Genomic DNA, 20,653 nt, shown 5'->3' with positions numbered 1-20,653 from the left:
GACTGTGGAATTGCAGTTCTACGCGCATCCACCCGACATCGCGGGCCTGGACGTCGTGGTTACCAGCGTGGCTTCGGACGCTCACACGTGGAATCTGGTCTACCTACAGCTCCTCCTCGAAGAGCTGGGGCACCGGGTGACCAACCTCGGCGCCTGTGTGCCCGACCAGCTGGTGGTCGACGAATGTCGTGCCCGGCGTCCCGATCTGATCGTGGTCTCCACAGTCAACGGGCACGGCTTCGTCGACGGCAAGCGCGTGGTGAGGCTGCTGCGCGACTGCCCCGAACTGCACGCCACACCCCTCGTCATCGGAGGCAAGCTCGGCATCGCTGGCGGAGAACAAGGGCGCGGCTCCCGGGAGTTGATCGAGGCCGGTTTCGACGCGGTCTTCGAGGAGAGTGCCGGGATCGTCAGCTTCCGTGACTTCGTCCAGTCGCTGCCGTCCGGGGTGACGCGATGAGCGGGGGCGATCACGCACGGCCCGTGCGGCACCTCGGCAGCCGGCCCGGCACCGGGCCGTCGATCAGGTCCTTCGGGGCCTTCGTCGGCGCCGCTCAGCGCGCCGGTCATCTGGTGGTCCAACCGCGGATGGGAATGAGTGATCCGCAGCTGATGCGGTCCGGGCTGCTGGCCACTCGGCAGGCCGACGCGGTTACGGTGGGCACGATCACGCTGGACAGCTATACCCGCCTGGACTCCCACGAGTTCGCTCGTCGCTCGCTGGCCGAGGGCGTGGCGCTCAACGGCTACCCCATCGTGGCCCACGGCACCGCCACCACGCTCGACGTCATCGAAGGGATCGCCGGCCCGGACTTCCCGGTCCAGGTCCGGCACGGTTCGCCTTCTCCCTACGCGATCTTCGAGGCCTTGACGGCTGCGGGACTAGCCGCCACCGAGGGCGGCCCGGTCTCCTACTGTCTGCCGTACAGCCGCAACCCGTTGGAGCAGTCCGTCGCGGACTGGGCTCGCTGCTGTGAGATGTTCGCGCGGCTACAGCAGACAGGCGCCGAGCCGCACTTGGAGACGTTCGGTGGCTGCATGATGGGCCAGTTGTGCCCGCCCGGTCTGCTGGTCGCTCTGTCGGTGCTGGAGGCGCTCTTCTTCAAGCAGCACGGGCTGTGCAGCGTCTCGCTCAGCTATGCGCAGCAGACGAATGCCACGCAGGACGAAGAGGCGATCGCCGCGCTCGCCACCATCGCCGGGGAACTGCTGGGCGGTATGGACTGGCACGTCGTTCTCTACGCGTACATGGGGGTGTTTCCGCGTACGTCCGCCGGGGCCGCGCTGCTCCTGGAGGACGCCGCTCGGCTGGCGGTGCGGACCGGTGCGGCCCGGCTCATCGTCAAGACCGCCGCCGAGGCGTACCGGATCCCGAACATCGCGGAGAACGTCGCGGCCCTGGAGCTCGCCGCGCGAGCCGCCGCACGTGAACCGGCCGGGCGCACAGCGGCCGACAGTGAGAACACCGGCATCCTCGACGAGGCGCGGACGATCATCGATGCCGTTCTTGCTCTCGCCCCCTCCGTCGGCAGGGCGCTGGTCCAGGCGTTCGCGACGGGCTTGCTGGACGTTCCGTACTGCCTGCATCCGGACAACGTCGGGCGCACGCGGAGCTACCTGGACGGCGAAGGACGGCTGCACTGGTGCGACGTCGGCTCGATGCCGGTGCGCAGAACGGTCCACGGCCGAGTCCGGCTCTCGTCCGCCGACCTGCTTGGCTCCCTCTCCTTCGCCGAGCGCACCTACGACCAGCTCGCTCTGGCCGGCGCGACGATCTCCCGAGTCACTCGAACCCGACACGAGAAGGAATCCGTCTCATGACGCATGTTCCGGAGTCCGCGCTGCTCGAGCAGCCGCTGCCGTCCCCCGGTCCGCTCCGGCAGCACCTCACCTCGGACATCACCAGGGCTGTGCTGGCCGTCCAGCGGCACATGCTGGCCGTGGCCCGTGAGCACCTCACCGGGGCCGGGTTCGTGGAGATGCTGCCGCCGATCATCGGCCCGGTGACCGACCCGGGGACCCGTGGCTCGAAGCAGGTGGACGTGGATTTCTACGGCCACCGGTACAAGCTGATGACCAGTGCGATTCTCTACAAGCAGGCCTCGCTGCTGACGTACGACAAGATCTTCTACATCGCGCCCAATGTTCGCCTGGAGCCGCTGGAGACCACCAACACCAGCCGGCACCTCGCCGAGTTCCATCAGATCGACGTCGAGATGGCCGGTGCCTCCCGCGAGGACATCACCGGTGTTCTGGAGCAGTTGGTCCGGCAGATCGTGCGGCGGGTGATCGCCGATCTGCCGGCGGAGCTGGAGACCCTGGGACGTGATCCCTCGGCCTTCGAATCGCTGGTCACACAGGCGTTTCCGGCCATGACACACACTCAGGCCCTGGAGCAGCTCCGGGGACTGGGCCATGCGCAGAACACGGACACCGAGATCGAATGGTCGGGTGAGGCGCTGCTGTCCCGCCACCTGGGCCAGCCGGTGTTCGTCACCGACTACCCGAAGGGGTCACGCGGCTTCTACGACCGTGAGAGCCAGACCGAACCGGGTGTGCTGCGCAACTTCGACCTGCTGGCCCCGGAAGGCTACGGCGAGCTGTGCAGCGGCAGTGAGCGGGAGTACGACTACACGCGCATCGTCAGCCGCATCCGAGAGACCGGCGAGAACCCGGCCAAGTACGGCTGGTATCTGGACCTGTTGCGCGACGGCATTCCCGCCAGCGCCGGTTTCGGGATCGGCCTGGAGCGGTTCACCCGCTACATCGCCGGCCTCGACAGTGTCTGGCAAGCGTCCGCGTTCCCGAAGCTGCCGGGAGTGGTGTCGCCGTGACCGATCTGCACACCCACGGCTTCGACGAGGAAGCGGTCCGAAGACGCGCTCGCGAGGGCATGGCGGCGGCCTTCCCCGACCGGCGGGACTACGGACAGCGCCTCTTCGGCTCGGCCCCGGCGCCCGCCGGCACCGGCGATCCCCTGGACGGCATGCGGCTGACCCCGCCCGTGTTCATGCCGCAGCGCCTGGAGAAGCTGCTCGAACTCGGCCGGGAACCCCTGCACAGCGACGTGGTCCTGGACACGGTGCTCGGTGGCCTGCGCTCCACTCTGCCGCTCTACGTGTCCGCCTTCGGATCGACGAGGGCCGCCGGCACGGAGCAGGTGCTGAATGCCGGCCGGCAGGCCGGTCGTCTGGGAATCCCGATGACCATCGGCGAAAACATCGTGCCCGTGACGGGCTACGGCAGGGCCGGTGAGCAGACCCGTCGCAGTGTCCTCGTCCGGCTCGCCGCCTACCAGGAGGAACTGCCGGACGGCTACGGCGGGCTGGTGATCCAGCAGAGCACCGAGGACGCCGATGCCGAGGTGTGGAACCTCGTCTACAGCGACCCGTCCGCCAGGCCGTTGCTGGACAGCGGGCGGCTGGCGTTCGAGCTCAAGGTCGGTCAGGGGGCCAAGCCCGGCCTCGGAGGGATGACCTTGCTGAACCGCTCGGCCGCCGCGCAGATGGACAAGCAGTTCGCGATGGACGAGATCTTCGGCCCGGACGCCGATGAGGTCCTGCGGTCGGGCAGCGCGGGGACGTTCACGGAGGAGATCCTGCGCCAGCAGATCCGGCTGATGCGCAACAACTTCCCCCGGGTGAAGGTATGGGTGAAGCTGCATCCCGGGCGGGACATCGCGCACGCCGCGGCCACCGCGTGGGAAGCCGGCGCCGACGCCGTCGTCCTCGACGGGGCGGAGGGCGGCACCGGCTGGGCCCCCCTCGCCACGATCGGCCAGGTCGGACTGCCGCTGGGCGAAGGCCTGGCCCGGATCGGGAACCGTGCTGCGTGCCTGCTCGCCTCCGGCCGAATGTGGGAGGGCAGCCGAGCCGTCAAGTGCCTGGCTCTGGGTGCCACCGCCGTCGGACTCGGGCGCTCGGCGCTCATCGCCGTAGATGAGGATCCGGCGGCGGGACTGACCCGCCTGGTGTCCTGTCTGGCCTTCGAACTGCGGCTGCTGATCAGCGCGCTGGGCAAGTACGCCCCCGCTTCCCTGGGGCCCGAGGATCTATGGCCCGTGCCCGCCTTCGGCGGCGGCTCCCGCGACCAGTTGACCGGCTGCCCCTTGGGAAATCTTCGATGACTCCACCAGCTTTCGATCAGGCCCGGCTCTGGCTTCACGACCTACCGGAGGGTCCCCGCCCGCAGAGCACCGTCCCGTTGAGCATCAGGCTGCGGGGACCGTTGAACGTGGACGCCCTGCGGGACGCGGTGACTGACCTCGTACCGGAGACACGACTCCCCCGGGCGGTGCACCACTGCTCCGAGGAGGACCTTCACAACACTCTGGCAGCGGCCGTGCGCGATTGCGTGCGAGCGGGCGAGGCGTCCGTGCACGCTCAGCTGTTCTCGGTGAGCGCCGAGGACCATGTGGTGCTGCTGGTGACACGGCACCCGGCCGGTGCGTACGGGTCGCTCGATCAGGTGCTCGGCGATCTGGCCGCGGCCTACACCGCGCGGTGCCAGGGCGGCACGCCTGACGTGCGCCTCTGTGGTGAGGCACCGGTGCCCGACGGGCGGAGCGAGCTGTCGCGGCAACTCGCGCACTGGCGCCGTGTCCTGGCCGATCTCCCCGAAGAGCTGGCCCTGCCCACCGACCGGCCCCGCCCTGCCTCGCCGTCCTTGCGCGCCGCGGTTCATGCGGGACGGATCGGGGCCGGACCGCACGAACGGCTCATCGCTTTCGCGCAGGAGCATCAGGTGCCGGTGTTCTTGGTGCTCCAGGCAGCCATGGCGGGCCTGCTGTCCCGGCTGGGCGTGGGCACAGACATTCCCCTGGGCACCCCCGCTCCCGGACGAGACATGGCTGGCGCGGTCAACACCCTGGTGCTGCGCACCGATGTGTCCGGTGACCCCTCGTTCCGTGAACTCGTCGCGCGGGTCCGCAAGACCGCCGTCAAGGCCGAGGCCCACCAGGACGTGCCCTTCGAGCGTCTGGTGGAGGAACTGGCACCCGCTCGTCCCCCGTCCCGCCACCCGTTCTTCCAGGTGCTGCTGGCCCCCGGCGAACTCATCACAGCGCAGGTCGAGTTCGCTGGCCTGGCAGCCGAGGCGCGGGTGCTCGACCTGAACCTCACCGCCATCGATCTCGTCATGGAGCTCTCCGAGGGACACCACTCGGACGGGTCCGCGGCCGGCATAGATATCTCGGTGAGGTACTCCGCCGAGTTGTTCGACCGATCGTCGATCGTCGCCCTGACGGATCGTCTGGTTCGCTTCCTGGAGGCGGCACTCGCTGACACGGAGCGGCCGTTGAGCCGATTGGAGGTGCTGTCGGACGCCGAGCACCGGACGCTGCTGGTCGACTGGAACGGCTCACCGGCACGGCAGCCGGCAGACCGTCTGGTGCATGAGCTGTTCGAGCAGCGGGCGGCGGAGCGGCCGGACGCCGACGCCCTGATCTTCGAGCGGGAGCGGCTGTCGTATCGCGAGCTGGATGTGCGGGCCGATCGGCTGGCCCACCACCTCGTCGCCGCCGGGCTGCGGCGCGGCGATGTCGTCGGGGTGTATCTGGAGCGCGGAATCGAGCTGGTGGTCGCTGTGCTGGCCGTGCTCAAGGCGGGTGGAACGTACACGATGCTCGACCCCGACTTGCCGGTCGCTCGTGTGGAGGCGCTGCTCGCCCACGCCTCTGCCCGGGCCGTGGTGACCGGGACGGAGTTCGCCGGGCGGCTGCCCGTGCGTCCCGATCTGCTCGTGCATGTCGACGCCGACGCGGAGGCGATCGCCCGGCAGCTGGCCCAGGGGCTCGGGCACCGTGCCGACCCGCAGGACGCCGCCTGTGTGATGTTCACGTCGGGCTCGACGGGCGCGCCCAAGGGCGTGGTGACTCCGCACCGCGCGATCGTCGGCACGATGCTGGGCCAGGACTTCGCGGCGATGGAGCCCTCCCAGGTGTGGCTTCAGTGCTCGCCCGTGTCCTGGGACGCCTTCGCGCTCGAACTGTTCGGTGCCCTGTTCTCTGGCGGCGTGTGTGTGCTCCAGCCGGGGCGGCGCCCCGAACCGGCGGTCATCGCCTCCCTTGTCCGGGAGCACGGCATCACCACGCTGCATGTGTCGGCGAGCCTGCTGAACTTCCTGCTGGACGAGCACCCGGCGACCTTCACCGGCCTGCAGCAGGTGATGACCGGCGGGGAGGCCGCGTCGGTGCACCATGTGATGCGGCTGGTGCGGGAGTTCCCGCAGATCAGGCTGATCAACGGCTACTCGCCGGTCGAGTCGACGATCTTCACCCTGGCCCACCGGATCACCGCCGGGGACGGTGCCAGAGCCTCCATCCCGGTCGGGCGGGCCCTGCACGGCAAGCGCCTGTACGTGCTGGACGACAGCCTCGCCCTGGCGGCTCCGGGGACCGTGGGTGAGCTCTACATGTCCGGGGTGGGGCTCGCCCACGGGTATCTCGGCCGGCCGGACCTGACAGCCGAGCGGTTCGTCGCCTGCCCCTTCGGCCCGCCCGGCGAACGCATGTACCGCACCGGCGATCTGGTGCGCTGGCGGGCCGACGGAGTCATGGAGTACCTGGGACGTGCCGACGACCAGGTGAAGATCCGCGGCTTCCGGGTCGAACCCGGTGAGGTGCAGTCGGCGCTGGCCGACTACCCGGGGCTGGTGCGTACCGCGGTCGTCGTGCGGGAGGACGTGCCCGGCGACAAGCGTCTGGTGGCGTACGTCGTGGCCCGGGACGGCAGCGGTGTGGATCCCGCGGCGGTCCGTGCGTTCCTGGCCGAACGGTTGCCCCACCACCTGGTGCCGTCCGCGGTGGTCCCGGTGGACGCGCTCCCCATGACGGCGACCGGCAAGCTCGATCGCCGCGCCCTGCCGGTCCCCGTCCTCGCTCCGCGCGGAGACGGCCGTGAACCGCGCACCGAGCAGGAAGCCGTGCTGTGCGACCTGTTCGCCGAGGTTCTCGGAATCGACCGGGTCGGCATCGACGACAGCTTCTTCGAGCTGGGCGGTCACTCTTTGCACGTCACCAAGCTGATCAACCGGGTCCGCTTGGCTCTCGGGGCGGAGCTGTCCATCAAGTCGGTCTTCGAAGCGCCCACGGTCGCCGTCCTCGTCGGCCGGCTCGCACCGGCCCGCACCGCCGGACCCGTGCTGACCGCCCGCCGCCGAGGCAACTCATGACCACCCGTCCGCATCGAGGAGGTACGACGACAGTGACCACCGCTCCCGACCAACAGCTCGCGATCCGCACGGTTCGCCGCTTCTACGACCTGGTCGACAGCGGAGACGTGCACGGCCTGGCCGCTCTGTTCGCCCCCGACGGCGCATACCGGCGGCCGGGCTACGACCTCATGGTCGGACCCGAGGGCCTGCGCGGCTTCTACGGCCGGGACCGGACTATCCGCGCCGGCCGGCACGCTCTGACCACGCTGCTCACGGACGGTCACACCGTCGGTGTGTTCGGCGAGTTCCAGGGCGAGCTGCACGACGGCACCCCGGTGCACCTGCGCTTCGCCGACAGCTTCACCGTGTGTCCCGACGGCCTCTTCTCCAGCCGCGACACCTATTTCTTCGCCCCTCTCGTCTGAGACCACCCTTCCGAAGGAGCCGCCCACATGTCCGCCATATCCGAACCGAGCACCGCCTCACCCAGCCGTGTGGTGCGGCACCCTGGCCATGGCGAGTCGTTCACCGAGCACATGATCAGCATGGAGTGGACCGAGGGCGAAGGCTGGTCCGAGGGCAGGATGACTCCGCTGGAGAACCTGTCCGTTCACCCCGGGATGATCGGCCTGCACTATGGTCAGGTCGCCTACGAGGGGCTGAAGGCCCACCGGCGCGCCGACGGTTCGATGGGTGTCTGGCGTCCGTACGACCACGCCGCGCGCTTCCAGCGTTCCTGCCAGCGGCTCGCCATGCCCGAGCTGCCCGTCGAGACCTTCGTGGCGGCCATCGATCAGCTGATCAACGCGGACGAGGGCAGCCTGTCCGACGATCCCGCCCACAGCATCTACGTACGGCCGATCATGTTCGGGACCGACACGTCGCTCATGCTGCGACCGTCGAGGACGTACCGGTTCCTGGTCATGGCCTTTGTCGCCGGCGGTTTCTTCGGTGACGACGTCGAGTCGGTCTCGGTCTTCGCGAGCCATGAGTACAGCCGCGCCTTCCCCGGCGGCACCGGTGACGTCAAGGTGGCCGCCAACTACGCCCCCTCCTTCCTGGCCCAGCGTCAGGCGGAAGCCGCGGGCTGCCAGCAGGTCCTCTGGCTGGACGCCGCCGAGCGGCGCTATCTGGAGGAGATGGGAGGGATGAACCTCTTCCTGGTCCGTGGCCAGGGAGCGCAGGCTCAGGTGGTCACTCCGAAGCTGACCGGCACCCTGCTGCCCGGCGTCACGCGGACCACGATCCTCACCCTGGCCGAACGCCTCGGCTACGACGCGGTGGAGGAACGCATCGCCCTGGACCAGTGGCGTACCGAGTGCGACGCGGGCCTGATGTCCGAGGCGTTCGCCTGCGGAACGGCCGCCGTGGTCACCCCGATCAGCACCGTCGTGGACCGCGGCAGCACCTGGACCATCGGGGAGGGCAAGCCGGGCCCGGTCACGCTGGCGCTGCGCAGGGCGCTGACCGATCTGCACCACGGGCTGGCCCCGGATCCGGACGGCTGGCTGCACTCTCCGGCCGGGCCGGGCCGCGCCGGGCACTGAGCCGCCCCGTCCGGCAGGGCTCTGTGCCCATCGACGACATGAACGACGTCATCGTCGCGAATCCAACAGCTTCCCGAAGGAGTGGATCCCTCATGCCCGCTGTGGGCCAGGCGGCCGTCACCGGCCAGGTCGTGCGCAACGTACTCGACCGGTACTTCCAGCAGATCCAGGCGGCCGCGCGCAAGACCGCTGCCGTGCGTACCGCGCCACCGCTGATCCCTCTGGAGATGGACGCGAAACCAGCCGCGTTCACCAGGTTCACCGAGGTCACGGATGTCGGCCTGACCCAGGTCCGGCCGCAGCTGTACCTGCTGGACCTGATGCGCAATCCGGGTGCGCGGACGACGAAGACGGTCGCGTCGCTGCTGATGATCGCCCGCGCCGCCGCGCACATCCGCCGCACCGGCGAGCGGGTGCTGCTGGTCACGCCGACCTCCGGCAACAAGGGGACGGCGCTGCGCGACGCGGTGGCCCGCGCCTACGAGACCGGCCTGGCCACTCCCGACGAGCTGCGGATCGTCATCCTCGCCCCCGAGGCGTCGCGGTCCAAGCTGCGCGACTGCCCACTGACCGCCGAGCCGTCGCTGCGGACGGCGAATCCCGTGGTGGTCGCCGATGTCGAGCGGCCGGGCGATGTGAAGCTGCTCAGCAGCGAGATCGTCGAACGGTCCGCCGCGGAGGTCTTCGACACCACTGGCTTCCGGATCTGGTACACCCTCGACCTCGACAACTACCGCATCGCGGACGCGGCGCGCGCCTTTGTGGAGGCCGAACTGCTGCCCGTCACCGAGCAGTCCGCGCCACGCCTCCACGCCCACGCCGTCTCCAGCGCCTTCGGCCTGCTCGGCTACCACCTCGGGCACCAGCTGCTCGGCGACGGTGCGACCGGCCTGCCGACGCCCGCCCGGCACCCCGGGTTCTTCCTGGTCCAGCAGCTCGCCACGGCCGACATGGTGACCAGCCTGCTCGGCATGAAGGTTCCCGAGTACACCCACGACGAGGAGTCCGGGCTCTGGCGGCAGTCCACAGCGGCCGAGTTCCCCGCGGTCACGGACCACCCGCAGGAGGTGATCGACGCCACCTTCTACACCAAGGAACCGCCGACACGGACACAGGTCAACGAGATCGTCGCCCGGCACGGAGGCGGTGGTGTCGTGGTGTCCCGCCGGGAGTGCCTCGACAAGTTCGAGGAGGTGCGATCGCTCGCCGCCGACGCCGGCATCACGCTCGCCGCCGACCCAACCCTGATCCGCGAGTGGTCCCTGGTCAAGGCAATCACCGGTGTGCTCGTGGCCCGCGAACGTGGCCTGATCACGGCAGACACCGACGTGGTGGTGCACGCCTCCGGCTACTACAGCGACGAACTGCTCGCCCCGCTGCGGGACGAACACCTCACGCGCGTTGCCACCGCGGACGACCTCGCCAAGGTCGTGCTCGCGGCCGCCCACGCCTAGCCCAGGCCCGACCGGCCTACCGGCCCGAGAGGGAACATCCATGTTCCGTACAATGCTGAAATCCAAGATCCACCGCGCCACGGTCACCCAGTGCGATCTGAACTACGTCGGCTCACTCACCATCGACGCCGATCTGATGGACGCCGCCGATCTGCTCCCCGGCGAGCTGGTCCACCTGGTGGACATCAACAACGGCAACCGGCTCGAGACGTATGTGATCGAGGGGCCGCGCGGCAGTGGCGTCATCGGCGTCAACGGTGCGGCGGCCCGCCTCGTCCAGAACGGTGACCTCGTCATCGTCATCGCCTACGCGACGGTGCCCGACGAGGAGGCGGCCAAGCTCGTGCCCAGCGTGGTGTTCGTGGACGAGGAGAACTGTGTCGTGGGCCGCGACGCCGCCCTCGCGTCCGCTCCCGCCGGCTCCGGTCTGACCGCCGGGGACACGGTGGATGCGGGGTGATCCCACCGACCTGGCGGTACGTCTGGAACAACAGCGCCGACCCTCGCGTCGTCCGGGCGCACACCCTGGCCGATGCCGCTCTCGCCGCGCGGCCCCGGGTCACGCTGTCCCGGCCGGACGGTGCCGGCCCGGTGCTGGCGTACGGCGGTCTGTCCCAGGGCCTGACGCACGTACTGCCTTTCCTGGAGCAGCGGCGCGGTACGGCGTCGCAGCGCACCCGGCGGGGCACGACGTGGGCCGATCTGATGCACGGCCGGGCTGCCCCGGGTGCCGACATCCTCGCGGTCGGGATGCTGCGCGACCGCGTCCCGGCCCGGCTGCCACGGCACAGCCTGCTGCTGCCGTTCCGGGTCACTCTGGCCGTGCCGGTCGGACCCGACCCGCAGGACGTGCTCGGCAGGCTCTCCCGCAAGGCACGGCAGCAGCATGCGCGCGAACTGCGCTCTCACCACCGTACGCTCGAAGTGGCCGCCGGCGGGGACGACTTCGCGTTCTTCTACGACGGCATGCACCGGCCGACCATGGTGAACAGGCATGGTGATGCCGCCCGTTCGGAGGACCGGGACAGTGCGCTGGTGTGTCTCTTCCGGCGCGGGGTGCTGTTCTTCCTGTGCGAGTCGGGCCGCCGGGTGGCGGGGATGCTGTGCCGGCTCGAAGGGCGGACGCTGGTCGTCCGCCTGGCCGGCGTGGCCCGGGGCGATGATGAGGCGTACGCCTCCGGGACCTACTTGGCGATGTATGTGCTGATCCTGCAATGGGCGGCCGAGCACGGCCTCACCCGGGTGGACCTGTCGGGGTGCGAGCCGTTCCTGAGCAAGGGGATCTTCCAGTTCAAACGGAAGATGCACCCTGAAGTGGCCCTGCCCGGCAACCACTTCGCGGGCAAGCGGCTCATGCTGCGGGTCCGCCGGGACAGCCCGTCGGTCCGCGACTTCCTGGCCGCCAACCCCGTCCTCGCGTTCGGGCAGGAGCAGGGCTTCGAGGCGGTCTACTTCCACGACGAGGACCGTCCGCCCCGGCTCGACCTGCGCTGGAACTGTCCCGGGGTACGGGGGCAGCGCCTCGTCCATTTCGACGACTTCCTCGCAGGCCTCCCGGACACCGCGCGGCAGCCGCCCGCCGTCCACCCGAACCTTCCCTGACGATTGCACCAGGAGCGCATGATGTGCGGCATTGCCGGCTGGATAGACTTCTCCCGGGACCTCACCCTGGAACGGCAGACCGTGGAGGCGATGACCGGTTCCCTGCACCGGCGGGGCCCGGACTCGGACGGGGTGTGGCTCGCCCCGCACGTCGCCCTCGGTCACCGACGTCTTGCCATCGTCGACCTGGAGGGCGGCAAGCAGCCCATGGTGGTCCACCCGCGTGCGACCGGGGCGCCGGTGGTGCTGACGTACAGCGGTGAGGTGTACAACTTCCGTGAGCTGCGGGCCCAGTTGACGGCACGCGGGCACCGGTTCGAGACGGTGTCCGACACCGAGGTCCTGCTGCACGCCTATCTGGAGTGGGGCGCGGCCTTCGTCGATCACCTGACGGGGATGTTCGCCTTCGCGATCTGGGACGCTGGCCGCGAGGAACTGCTCCTGGTGCGCGACCGGCTCGGCGTGAAGCCCCTGTACTACCACGTCTACGACGGGGGCCTGCTGTTCGGCTCCGAGCCCAAGGCGGTCCTGGCCAACCCGCTGTTCACGGCCCGCACCAGCGAGGACAAGCTCCCCATCCTGTTCAACCCCCGCCTGTCCATGCCGTGGGAGACGCCCTTCACGGATCTGCGTCAGGTGCAGCCGGGCCACATGGTGCGCTTCGACCGGGCGGGCGCCCACGAGACGCCCTACTGGCGGCTGGTGAGCCGGGAGCATCACGACGACACCGCGACCACCGCGACCCGGGTCCGCGAGATCCTGGAGGACGTCGTCATCCACCAGCTGATAGCGGACGTGCCGCTGTGCACGCTGCTGTCGGGCGGCTTGGACTCGTCGGCAATCACCGCGATGGCCGCCGCACACCAGCCGCCGGGGCTGCGCTCCTTCTCCGTGGACTTCCAGGGCGCCGACGACGACTTCCGCGCCACTGCCCTGCGCCCCGAACGCGACACCCCGTTCGCCTTGGCGGCCGCCGCGCACCTGGGCGTCGAGCACACCTCACTGATGCTCGACCCGGAGGCGCTGCCTGGGGTCGTACCGGAGACGCTGCTCGCACGGGACACGCCCAGTCTCGGCCAGTTCGACTCCTCCATGTACCTGCTCTTCCGGGCGATCCGGGAGCGGTCCACGGTCGCCCTGTCCGGGGAGGCGGCCGACGAGGTGTTCGGCGGGTACCCCTGGTTCTTCGATCAGGACACCGTTTGGGGTAACACCTTCCCCTGGCTCGGCAACAGCCCGCGGCTCACCGACTGCCTGGCACCCGACGTCCGGGCCCGGATCCGCCCGGACGACGACGAACGCGACCGCTACGCCACGCTCCGCGCCCGTGTCCCGCGACTGACGGGCGAGTCAGGCCTTCAGGCCCGGATGCGCGAGGTGCTCTACCTGAGCCTGCAGGGGCCGCTCGTTTATCTCCTGGACCGCAAAGACCGGATGAGCATGGCCGTGGGCCTGGAGGTGCGGGTGCCGTTCTGCGACCACACGCTCCTCGAGTACGTGTGGAACGTGCCGTGGAAGATGAAGGTCGCCGACGGCCGCGAGAAGAGCCTGCTGCGTGCCGCTGTCGCCGACCTGCTCCCGGCCGAGGTGCTCGAACGCCGCAAGAGCGCCTACCCCGCCACCTTCTCGCCGGCCCACGCCAAGGCGGTCCGCGCCGCGCTGGACGCCGTACTGGACGACGGCGACTCGCCGCTGGCCGGGCTACTCGACGTGCCCAAGATCCGTGAACTCGCCTCCGGGCAGGGCCAGATGATGACGATGGCGGACAACCTGCACCTGCTCCTGCCCCTGATCGAGGTGGATCGCTGGATGCGCGGTTACAACGTCTCGTTGACCGCATGAGGGCCCGACTTCCCCGGGTGCCCGACAGATCGAAAGCGAGGAGAGGACGATGAGCGGCGGCAGAGCGGAACTCGACCGCGTGACCGACGAGTTCTGGGAATGGCGTATCGCCGCCCAGCCCGACTCCTACGACGATGTCACCCGGGTCGAGCGACCGGCGGGCTGGCTGCCCGACTGGTCGCCCGACGCGATCTCTCAGCGGCGGCGTGCCCTGGCCGGGTTCACACGCCGCCATGGCGACCTGAAGGTTTCAGCGGAACCGGTCGCCGACCAGGTCGACGCCGCCCTGCTAGGTTCCGCTCTCGCCCGAGTGCACTGGGAGCTGGACCTGCTGCGCGACTGGCGCCGAAACCCCTGCTTCTACGTCGACCAGGCTCTGGTGCCCCTCTACAACCTGCTGCTCCAGCCAAGGCCGTGGCCCGGCACGCGCGACCAGGAGGTCGTGACTCTCCTCGGCCACGTGCCGAACATCCTGGAACAGGCGAAACAAAACCTCATCGGGCATGCGGCGGGACCCTTCGCCCAGTACGCGCTGCACCTGCTCGACACCGCCGACGAGGCACTGGGGACGGCCATGACGGCGCTGAACCCGCTCCTGGCCTCCGCGCAGGCGGAAGGGCTCGCCGCCGCCACTGGCGCCGCGCAGCGCGCACTCGTGGACTACCGGGAATGGCTGCGGGAGCATCTGCCCACCTTCGACGCCCCCATCAGCATCGGCCCGGAAGCCTTCCGCTACTTCCTGCACCATGTGGCCTTACTGCCATACTCGATGCGGCAACTGCTGGACATGAGCCGCCAGGAGTACGCTCGCACCGCCGCGGCCGAGCTCGTGCTACGCCGCCGCCACCGGGACCTCGTCGAGCCGGCGCTCCTCGCCGACACCGCGCGGCAGGTCGAGCAACAGCGCACCGACGAGCAGGACATCCGGGCCTTCCTGCGCCACGAAGGCATCATTGACCTGCCCGACGACCTGCGCCACTACCGCAACGCTCCCATGCCGGCGTACCTGGAACCGCTGACGTGGCTCGGCGTCCCGCACTACATCGCCTCGGCACAGCGCCCCGGCGACGATGCCCTGCGGTACGTGCGTCCACCCCGAAGGGACCTGCCCTACTTCCAGCGGGTCGAGGCCTTCGATCCGCGCGTGGGCGTCGTCCACGAGGGCGTCCACGCCTGGCAGTCGGCGCTCTCCTGGCGTCACCCCGATCCAGTGCGGCGCCACTACTACGACTCGACAGCCAACGAGGGCATCGCCTTCCATGCCGAGGAACTCGCCCTGCAGGCGGGACTGTTCGAGGACGTCCCGGCGAGCACTCTGTTCGTGGTGAACGCGATGCGCCTGCGTGCTCTGCGGGTGGAGGTCGACATCTCCCTCGCGATCGGCGAACTCACCCTGGAACAGGCCGCTGCCAGGCTCGCCGAGCAGGTTCCCCTGGACCACGCCACGGCGTGGGAGGAAGCAGCTTTCTTCGCCGGGCATCCGGGACAGGGACTGAGCTACCTATCCGGAAAGATCCAGATCCATGGTCTCCTCGCTGACGCCGCACAGCGCCAGGGCGAGGCCTTCAGACTCGATTCCTTCCTGGGCCGTCTGTGGCGCGAGGGAAACGTCCCCCTCACCCTGCAGCGCTGGGAACTGCTCGGCGACCGGGACCACATGGACGCGGCTCAGCGATGGGGAGGTGACCGCGGTGCGCCTGCTCTCAGCCTGGCGGAATCTGCTGGCGGGTGACGAAGACGGCACGGGCCCGGACAACTGGAGGAGGTCGCACTGGCGAGCCGGAATCCTGGCGGGCCTGGCCTGCGGCACGGTAGCGGTCCACGCGCTTGCGTCGAAGAGGCTGGAAACGGCCGAGGAACCCGAAAAGGATGGTCCGGAGCAAAAAAGGATCACCCGCTCGCTGGATTCGTGACAACTCACCAGTTGGATCACTCTTCTGAAAGACCTAGGCAATGAACATGAACGAGCCCAGTCACCCTACGGGTGCAGCCATGGGAAGCATTCGCTACGTCCATACGCTCGGCCCGCACGGGACCAACCTGGAATCTGCGGCGCATGAATGGCTGGACAGACGCGGCATTGACGGGAAGGTCGAACTTCACTCATCGCTCGAGACTGCCCTCGACGCGGTGCCCGATGACGGGGAACACGCGCTGGTGGCCTGCGCGGTATATCCCGCACTGCACACACTGACATTCGAGAACCTGCACCGTCTGCACATGGTCGACAGCTTCATCATGCCGACCCACAACATGGTGCTGGCCAGTACGGGACAGGCAGCTCCTCGTATCGTGTCCACACATCCCGCCCCGATCGGACTGGTCCCGGAGGGCGCCGAGCCGCGGCTGGTGCTGAGCAATTCCCAGGCCGCGATCGACTGCGCTGCCGGCCTCAGCGAGGGATGCGTCACGACCGTCGTCGCAGCTGAACAACGTGGACTGCGAGTCCTGCGGGACTTCGGCCCGGTGCCCATGGTCTTCACCATCCACCAAGTGCTCGCGGTGGACAGTCGACTGGAGAGTGTCGGAGTTCTGCGGTGACGCGTGCAGTGAATGTCTCGGCTCTCGACGACCGCGATGGGGTCATATGGCTCGACGGTCGGTTCGTTCCCTGGCGGGACGCCCGACTGCACGTCCTGACCCACGGTCTCCACTACGGCGGCAGTGTCTTCGAGGGCGAACGCGTCTACGACGGCCGCATCTTCAAGTTGGCTGAGCACACCCGGCGGCTCCACGAGTCGGCACGCGAACTCGGTTACCAACTTCCCTTCACCGTCGCGGAGTTGAACGAGGCGACGCTCGAAGCGGTCCGTCGGCACGGCATCGACAACGGCTATGTCCGACCGGTGGCGTGGCGTGGCAGCGAACACATCAGCGTGTCCAGTGGGGACACGTCTGTCCATGTCGCGATCGCCACCTGGGAGTGGCCCCACGTCTTCTCGGCCGATGCCAAAGAGCGGGGCATCCGATTGGGCGCCTCGCGCTGGCGGCGCCCCTCGCCGGAAACCGCTCCTGTCCGGGCCAAAGCGGCCTCCTTGTACAACATCTGCACCCTTGCACGTGATGCCGCCCACCGAGCCGGCTTCGACGACGCCCTGCTGCTGGACTACCGCGGCTATGTCGCGGAGGCCACAGGGGCCAACCTCTTTCTCGTGGCCGGGGAGACTCTGCACACGCCCGTGGCAGACTGCTTCCTTGCTGGCATCACCCGCAGGACGGTGCTCGACCTGGCAGCCGACCTCGGAATCCAGGTGGTCGAACGACATATCCTCCCCCGGGAACTTGGTGAATTCGACGAGTGCTTCCTCACTGGCACGGCATACGAGATCCAACCTGTACGGGCGATCGACGGGCACGAGTACCGGGTAGGCAAGACGACCACCGCAGTGACAGAGGCTTACAGTCAGCTGGTTCACCAGGCTATGGCGTGACCCTTACAATTCTCCCCCTAGTAGGTGCTTGAATGCCAAAATCCTCTCGCCTCGGACTCCTTCGGGATCCGGACTTCGGACGCCTGTTTGCCGCCACTGCGCTCGGCCAGCTGGGAGATCGAATCCTCTTTCTGTCCCTTCCCCTGGTGGCGATCATGGCTTTGGATGCCGATGAGTTCCAGGTCGGGTTGCTGACCGCGATGACCACAGCAGGTTCACTCCTCGTCGGCCTGCCAGCAGGGGCATGGGTGGACCGCATGCGGAAGCGGTCAGTGATGATCACCACCGATATGGCAAGGGCGCTGGCTCTTTTGACGATACCGGTGGCGTGGTCGGCGGACTTGCTGACGATCTGGTGGCTCTATGCGGTCGCGTTGCTTCACGGGATTCTGACTGTTTTCTTCGATGTCGCGTACGTCAGCTATCTACCACACCTGGTGGGCCGCGACCATCTTGTCGAGGGAAACTCCAGGTTGTCGGCGATACGTTCGGTGACGAGCATCAGCGGGCCGTCGATCGCGGGCCCGATGGTCGGAGCAGTCGGAGCCCCTGCGACACTATTGGTGAGTTCGATCGGGATGGCCATGTCGGGTCTGCTCGCGATCAGCATCCGTAAATGTGAAGAGAAGTCGGAGCCGAGTGAGCGCCCTCAACTGGGCCGGGAAATCAAGGAAGGGCTCAAGTTCGTTCTCAAGTATCCTGCCTTGCGCGCAATCATGCTGGGGGACGGGATATTCAATCTCTTCCTGGTCATGTACCAAGCCATGCTGCTCATCTTCCTGGAGAGAGAGATGAGCCTCGGTTCCTTCGGTATCGGCCTTGTTCTGTCGGGAATGGGCTGCGGCGCCCTGCTGGGCGCATTGCTGGCTACCAGGATCTCCAAGCGGGTCGGTCAGGGCCCCGTCATCTGGCTCGCCCCGCTCGTCACGTGCCCTCTGACAGCCTTGATGCCGTTGGCGCAACCGGGCTGGAGCCTGTACGTGGCTGCGGTCGGACTCGCGTCACTCTCGCTGGGCGGAGTCGTCCGCGTCGTGGCTCAATCGAGCTTCCAGCAAGCCCTCACGCCGGATCATCTCCTGGGTCGCATGAGCGCAACGGCCCGATTCGTGTCCTGGGGTGGTATTCCACTCGGCGGATTCTTGGGCGGAGTCTCGGGATCCGCATTCGGAGCAACGGCCACTCTGTGGATCGGCGCTGTGGGAATGACATTGAGCATCCTCCCGAACTTCCTGTCTCCGCTTCGCACCATGCGTAAATTGCCCGAGCAGATGGACGCCCCTTCCCTGCGCGAGCCCGATCATAGGAGGTAATATGCAGGTCGGTGCACGAATTCTCCCGTCAGAGCACTGGAAGTCCGCTCAGCGTGCTTGGCGTCTGGCCGACCAGATGGGATTCGATCATGCATGGACGTACGACCATGTGGCCTGGCGTGAGCGCGTTGGGAACACGTGGTATGCCGCAATGCCCACACTTGCGGCCGCTGCGGGGATAACGGAGAGAATCCACTTGGGAACCCTGGTGTCCTCACCCAATTTCCGCCATCCGGTACCCTTCGCGAAAGAGATCGTGACGCTGGATGACCTGTCGGAGGGGCGTTTCATACTGGGGCTGGGAGCCGGATCCAGCGGTGTCGATGCCAGGGTGATGGGGAAGGAACCATGGTCGGCAGCCGAGCGTTCCGCAAGGTTCCAGGAGTTCGTCGAGCTGACAGACAAGTTGCTCCGCACGGAAAACACCGACCACTCGGGGCGATACTATGGAGCGAAAGGAGCCTGTATCGATCCGGATGGTCGGACTCGCACTCGGGTACCGATCGCCGTCGCAGCCACCGGCCCGAGAGGCATGCGGACTGCTGCTCGGCACGCTGATATCTGGGTGACCAACGGACACTCCCCCAAGCCCGGTCTGATCGCACCGAGTGCGACGCCAGACCTGGTGCGAGAACAAATCAGTCAACTCTCGCGAATCTGTGAGGACGAGAATCGTGATCCACTCACCATCCGCAGGCTCGTGCACCTAACCCAGGATCGATCGATCCTTGAATCAGTGGAAGTGTTTGTCGACCTTGCGACGCAATACCGGGAAGCCGGCGCCACTGATCTGGTAGTTCCATTCCCGCACGAGACGTCCAGCGCCCACGGAGATCTAAAAGTGCTAGAACAGATAGCGGCCACGGCGTTTCGGTAGCCGATCTGCCCGGATCGAAGGCCCGCAGCTGCGGGCGGGGGTGAGATTTGAGAGGCCCTTTCAGGTAGGCCGAGCCACTCGAAAAGCGACTGGAGGTGACACTCAAGTTGAGCGTATGGATTACTATTTATTGCTTTGTCATGTTTTTCCTGGCGGGCAGATGGTTCGCGCTGGATCAATAGGAGGCGTCGCGAGCCCTCTGGATTCGCCGGAAACTTCGAAGTCCTCGAAGTGCTCCATCCGTCTCAGCGACACGTCAGCGAAGAGGTCCAACGGCAGTGCCTGACTAGCAAGACGCCGGCGACGCCGCCCCGCCGACGGACCTGGATTCAAGACGGGCGTCATCGTTGTACGCCGCCCCGACAACGACGACCAGCAGAAGTAGAGCACCGGTGCCGACAGCCCGGGCACGAGCCCGGGCTGACCTGTTGACGGTTACTGCTGGGCAGCGTCATTCATGGCCACGGCCAGGCTCTTCGGTCGCATGTCCGTCCAGTGCTGCTCCACGAACTCCAGGCAGGCAGCCCGATTGTCCGCATGCTTCGCGATGACCCAGCCGACGGGGACGTCACTGGCGGCGGGCCACAGGGAGTGCTGTCCCTCATCATTGCGCAGTACCAGGTAGTACGCGTCGTCGTTCTCAAAATGGTTCGTCATCCACGTCTCCACCGTTTCCAATTCTGAATCCGTTATGCCTGGCTCAGGCTAAGGCCGGTACGCGCGGCGGTAAACCCTCCCATCGAGGCACGGCGAAGTCCTCTCGCACTATTGGAGGACCAGAAAGCAGCCATCCCCCTCCGATAGGAGGAGGCGATCATGAATCGCGCCGATGGAACGATTTACCTCGAAACATCGGAGTACATACGATCCCGGCTTGTGAAAGTCAGTCTCGGACTGAGATCTCCCGAGACTTGACAGAGGATCAGCGTGATACGGGGGACGCCAGCATGCACACGCCCGCAGAGGAAATTCTGTGCCGACTCATGGCCGAGTTGGCGGGGCGGGCCCGGGTTGACGTCGACGACAGGTTCTTCGACCTCGGCGAAGACAGCATCACAGCAATGCAGCTGGTCAGTCGAGCGCGGGAGGCAGGACTGGTCATCACCCAGCGTGGCGCCTTCCGATGTCAGAGCGTGGCCGAACTGGCCGGCATGGCCCGGAAGATGGCGACGCGTTCCTCGTGATGCGCCATCGGGAACAAGTCCATCGACTGGCGTGGATCCAACCCGGCCCTGCCGTCCGACAGCAGACCGCTTCCGCAGGGCGGACACGCCGGACGATACTTTCGAGCGGGCCCGAGGCTTCCCAACTCACTGTCCGCCTGGTACTGGCCGCACTCCACACCTTCAAGATGCCCGATACACACCTCATGCCCGCGTACACGTCGGACGGGACGGACAATACACTGGCTCAAATGCGACCCGGATTCGACCCCAGC

The 20,653-nt window shown here is 67.8% G+C and carries 18 protein-coding genes; 17 read left to right on the top strand and 1 reads right to left on the bottom strand.

The features are described 5' to 3' along the window. Positions 1 to 4 precede the first annotated feature (4 nt). From RLT59_RS34570 to RLT59_RS34495, 16 genes are all read left to right on the top strand, one after another. Positions 5 to 460, top strand: a complete 456-nt coding sequence (locus tag RLT59_RS34570) for a cobalamin B12-binding domain-containing protein (RefSeq protein WP_311307040.1) — start codon at positions 5 to 7, stop codon at positions 458 to 460. Next, complete coding sequence (locus RLT59_RS34565; protein WP_311307039.1) at positions 457 to 1,821, top strand: methylaspartate mutase; 1,365 nt, start codon at positions 457 to 459, stop codon at positions 1,819 to 1,821. The genes RLT59_RS34570 and RLT59_RS34565 overlap by 4 nt, the downstream gene beginning before the upstream one ends. Further along, positions 1,818 to 2,834 carry an asparagine synthetase A gene (locus tag RLT59_RS34560; protein WP_311307038.1) on the top strand — a complete coding sequence of 339 codons (1,017 nt, stop codon included), beginning with the start codon at positions 1,818 to 1,820 and terminating at the stop codon, positions 2,832 to 2,834. Before RLT59_RS34565 ends, RLT59_RS34560 begins: the two co-directional genes overlap by 4 nt. Continuing rightward, on the top strand, positions 2,831 to 4,126 hold the full coding sequence (locus RLT59_RS34555; RefSeq protein WP_311307037.1) for a glutamate synthase-related protein: 1,296 nt from the start codon (positions 2,831 to 2,833) through the stop codon (positions 4,124 to 4,126). Before RLT59_RS34560 ends, RLT59_RS34555 begins: the two co-directional genes overlap by 4 nt. Positions 4,127 to 4,203: 77 nt before the next feature. Further along, on the top strand, positions 4,204 to 7,170 hold the full coding sequence (locus RLT59_RS34550) for a non-ribosomal peptide synthetase (RefSeq protein WP_311307036.1): 2,967 nt from the start codon (positions 4,204 to 4,206) through the stop codon (positions 7,168 to 7,170). 32 nt (positions 7,171 to 7,202) lie between these two features. After that, entirely contained in the window at positions 7,203 to 7,577 is a 375-nt protein-coding gene (locus RLT59_RS34545; RefSeq protein ID WP_311307035.1) for a nuclear transport factor 2 family protein, read from the top strand. Positions 7,578 to 7,604: 27 nt separating this feature from the next. Next, positions 7,605 to 8,699, top strand: a complete 1,095-nt coding sequence (locus tag RLT59_RS34540; protein ID WP_311307034.1) for a branched-chain amino acid aminotransferase — start codon at positions 7,605 to 7,607, stop codon at positions 8,697 to 8,699. Between the two features lie 92 nt (positions 8,700 to 8,791). Continuing rightward, positions 8,792 to 10,153 carry a DUF6002 family protein gene (locus RLT59_RS34535; protein ID WP_311307033.1) on the top strand — a complete coding sequence of 454 codons (1,362 nt, stop codon included), beginning with the start codon at positions 8,792 to 8,794 and terminating at the stop codon, positions 10,151 to 10,153. A gap of 40 nt (positions 10,154 to 10,193) precedes the next feature. Beyond that, positions 10,194 to 10,613: an aspartate 1-decarboxylase gene (panD, locus tag RLT59_RS34530; RefSeq protein WP_311307032.1), complete on the top strand. Its 420-nt coding sequence runs from the start codon at positions 10,194 to 10,196 to the stop codon at positions 10,611 to 10,613. Beyond that, complete coding sequence (locus tag RLT59_RS34525) at positions 10,610 to 11,755, top strand: GNAT family N-acetyltransferase (protein WP_311307031.1); 1,146 nt, start codon at positions 10,610 to 10,612, stop codon at positions 11,753 to 11,755. Before panD ends, RLT59_RS34525 begins: the two co-directional genes overlap by 4 nt. Before the next feature lie 18 nt (positions 11,756 to 11,773). Further along, positions 11,774 to 13,597 carry an asparagine synthase (glutamine-hydrolyzing) gene (gene asnB / locus RLT59_RS34520; protein WP_311307030.1) on the top strand — a complete coding sequence of 608 codons (1,824 nt, stop codon included), beginning with the start codon at positions 11,774 to 11,776 and terminating at the stop codon, positions 13,595 to 13,597. Positions 13,598 to 13,646: 49 nt separating this feature from the next. Then, entirely contained in the window at positions 13,647 to 15,329 is a 1,683-nt protein-coding gene (locus tag RLT59_RS34515; protein ID WP_311307029.1) for a DUF885 family protein, read from the top strand. 227 nt (positions 15,330 to 15,556) lie between these two features. Continuing rightward, a complete protein-coding gene (locus RLT59_RS34510) occupies positions 15,557 to 16,138 on the top strand; it encodes a bacilysin biosynthesis protein BacA (RefSeq protein ID WP_311307028.1) in 582 nt (193 codons plus the stop codon). Then, a complete protein-coding gene (locus RLT59_RS34505; RefSeq protein WP_311307027.1) occupies positions 16,135 to 17,028 on the top strand; it encodes a branched-chain amino acid aminotransferase in 894 nt (297 codons plus the stop codon). Before RLT59_RS34510 ends, RLT59_RS34505 begins: the two co-directional genes overlap by 4 nt. Positions 17,029 to 17,060: 32 nt before the next feature. Next, positions 17,061 to 18,338, top strand: coding sequence for an MFS transporter (locus RLT59_RS34500; protein WP_311307026.1), 1,278 nt, complete (start codon positions 17,061 to 17,063; stop codon positions 18,336 to 18,338). Position 18,339: 1 nt separating this feature from the next. Then, complete coding sequence (locus RLT59_RS34495) at positions 18,340 to 19,215, top strand: LLM class flavin-dependent oxidoreductase (RefSeq protein ID WP_311307025.1); 876 nt, start codon at positions 18,340 to 18,342, stop codon at positions 19,213 to 19,215. 435 nt (positions 19,216 to 19,650) lie between these two features. Here RLT59_RS34495 and RLT59_RS34490 read toward each other — a convergent pair whose 3' ends face one another. Continuing rightward, a complete protein-coding gene (locus tag RLT59_RS34490) occupies positions 19,651 to 19,872 on the bottom strand; it encodes an MbtH family protein (RefSeq protein WP_311307024.1) in 222 nt (73 codons plus the stop codon). A 290-nt stretch (positions 19,873 to 20,162) separates the two neighbouring features. Between RLT59_RS34490 and RLT59_RS34485 the strand changes: the two genes are divergently transcribed. Next, positions 20,163 to 20,399 carry a phosphopantetheine-binding protein gene (locus RLT59_RS34485; protein ID WP_311307023.1) on the top strand — a complete coding sequence of 79 codons (237 nt, stop codon included), beginning with the start codon at positions 20,163 to 20,165 and terminating at the stop codon, positions 20,397 to 20,399. Positions 20,400 to 20,653 lie beyond the last annotated feature (254 nt).

This window comes from Streptomyces sp. ITFR-6 (assembly GCF_031844725.1).
In the GTDB taxonomy this organism is placed as follows: Bacteria; Actinomycetota; Actinomycetes; order Streptomycetales; family Streptomycetaceae; genus Streptomyces.
Note: the sequence above shows the minus strand (reverse complement) of the source record. Positions and strands in the feature narration are given on the sequence as shown.

Coding starts and splice junctions, on each gene's coding strand:
- RLT59_RS34560 (WP_311307038.1), top strand. CDS start 1,818: ATGACGCATGTTCCGGAGTCCGCGCTGCTCGAGCAGCCGCTGCCGTCC.
- RLT59_RS34540 (WP_311307034.1), top strand. CDS start 7,605: ATGTCCGCCATATCCGAACCGAGCACCGCCTCACCCAGCCGTGTGGTG.
- RLT59_RS34500 (WP_311307026.1), top strand. CDS start 17,061: ATGCCAAAATCCTCTCGCCTCGGACTCCTTCGGGATCCGGACTTCGGA.
- RLT59_RS34535 (WP_311307033.1), top strand. CDS start 8,792: ATGCCCGCTGTGGGCCAGGCGGCCGTCACCGGCCAGGTCGTGCGCAAC.
- RLT59_RS34485 (WP_311307023.1), top strand. CDS start 20,163: ATGCACACGCCCGCAGAGGAAATTCTGTGCCGACTCATGGCCGAGTTG.
- RLT59_RS34510 (WP_311307028.1), top strand. CDS start 15,557: ATGAACGAGCCCAGTCACCCTACGGGTGCAGCCATGGGAAGCATTCGC.
- RLT59_RS34495 (WP_311307025.1), top strand. CDS start 18,340: ATGCAGGTCGGTGCACGAATTCTCCCGTCAGAGCACTGGAAGTCCGCT.
- RLT59_RS34490 (WP_311307024.1), bottom strand. CDS start 19,872: ATGACGAACCATTTTGAGAACGACGACGCGTACTACCTGGTACTGCGC.
- asnB (WP_311307030.1), top strand. CDS start 11,774: ATGATGTGCGGCATTGCCGGCTGGATAGACTTCTCCCGGGACCTCACC.
- RLT59_RS34515 (WP_311307029.1), top strand. CDS start 13,647: ATGAGCGGCGGCAGAGCGGAACTCGACCGCGTGACCGACGAGTTCTGG.
- RLT59_RS34565 (WP_311307039.1), top strand. CDS start 457: ATGAGCGGGGGCGATCACGCACGGCCCGTGCGGCACCTCGGCAGCCGG.
- panD (WP_311307032.1), top strand. CDS start 10,194: ATGTTCCGTACAATGCTGAAATCCAAGATCCACCGCGCCACGGTCACC.